This window comes from Rodentibacter pneumotropicus DSM 21403 (genome assembly GCF_000379905.1).
In the GTDB taxonomy this organism is placed as follows: domain Bacteria; phylum Pseudomonadota; class Gammaproteobacteria; order Enterobacterales; family Pasteurellaceae; genus Rodentibacter; species Rodentibacter pneumotropicus.
Genome location: NZ_KB904053.1, coordinates 1 through 1,459 on the forward strand (window position 1 = coordinate 1; position 1,459 = coordinate 1,459).

A 1,459-nucleotide genomic window follows, 5' to 3' on the forward strand; every position below is an offset into this window, starting at 1 on the left:
TTTGAAACCCTAATAAATAATGCCATCACACCGAATACATATTACTCAACTCGTTTGGATGTTTATGATATTTATGGGCGTTGTAATGAGAAAAAGATAGCTTACACCGTGATGGATAATCAGGGGGAAGTGGTTGGAAATGGCGTTTTAGATGATATGGCGAGAACACCAAGATTTTATCGTGAGACAGAAGATAAATTAAAAATACTGGTTGGACATGCACAGGTACTTGATTGGGTTTAATGGGGATAGAATAAAATGAATAAAAATCATCAGCAAGGTTATGCGATTGAGTTTTTAGGTGCGCGTAATGAACCGTTGGCACATTGCTATATCGAGTTATCAATCAATGGCTATCCGGTAAGTGAATCACCGTTACGGGCAGATGAACACGGAAGACTCGCCTTTCATCCAAGTTTAGTGGAGCAAAACGGAAAAAGTTTGCCTATAAAGATTGTTTTTTGGCATGAACAATATCCGAAAACAGTGCATTCGGAAGTGCCGGAATTTAGCTGGATAAACGGGAAAAGGGTGGTGAGGTTAAGAGCCTATAATGTCTATGAAATCACACCACGGGCTATTCCCAATGAGAATAATGAGCCAGCCACCTACAAACGCCCTTATCATCTTGTAAAGCAGGGAGAGACTTGGGATGTGATAGAAAAAGAAGCGGACGTTAATCGCTATGCCTTACAATGGGAGAATGGATTAGATGAGGCAACGCCGTTAGATACATTGGTAGGGAAGAAAATTTATTTTCCAAGGGGAACGAGAAAATTACAACCGACACCTAAAACACCAAGTACAACATCCGGTAAATCGGAAAATAAGCAAGCAAATAAGAAAGCCTCATCAGTTCCCAAACAAGAACAGGAACAAAAGGCTGGAGGAAAAAAAGAACAGAATCAGGTAATACAGGCGCGTAGTGAGAATAATGGGAAGCCTATTGATACAGTAAATAAATCATGCCCTGAAGAATGTAAAGTTACAGAAATTATTATTTTTAAAACTTCCAAAGGAAATTATATTATATCTAAAGAATTGTGGGACTTTATTCTCAATATAGAAAAATATGTTGCTACACCATATGTTCCTAGTAATGGTATTGATGGTAAAAGTGGAGTAACTCTAGGTTATGGATATGATTTGGGTCAACAGACAAAAAAAACAATGTATGATGAACTATCTGAATTTTATACATCTGAGCAATTAAAGCGTTTGGAAGTGGCTCTTGGAGTTAAAGGAAAAAAAGCTTATGAATTATCATTGCCTTTAAGTGATATAACTATCACTAAAGAAAATGCAAAAAAATTAGCTGTTATAGTGAAAAATAGATATGCGGAAAGTGTAGTATCAATTTATCCAGGTGTCAATGATCTTCCAAAATTGAACCACAAAGATCCTTTAAAAGTGATCCACTTTTATTATTTCTTAATTACGATGTTTAAATCGATAAGAT

Annotated in this window: 1 protein-coding gene and 1 pseudogene; both read left to right on the top strand. The window is 36.3% G+C overall.

Annotation, left to right across the window (positions count from 1 at the left end; translation table 11 throughout):
• Positions 1-243, top strand: a pseudogene (locus tag A3GE_RS12195) (bacteriophage T4 gp5 trimerisation domain-containing protein); the annotation flags it as partial.
• A 15-nt stretch (positions 244-258) separates the two neighbouring features.
• The coding region (locus A3GE_RS11585; RefSeq protein ID WP_248691055.1) for a pesticin C-terminus-like muramidase at positions 259-1,459 on the top strand (1,201 nt) is incomplete at its 3' end.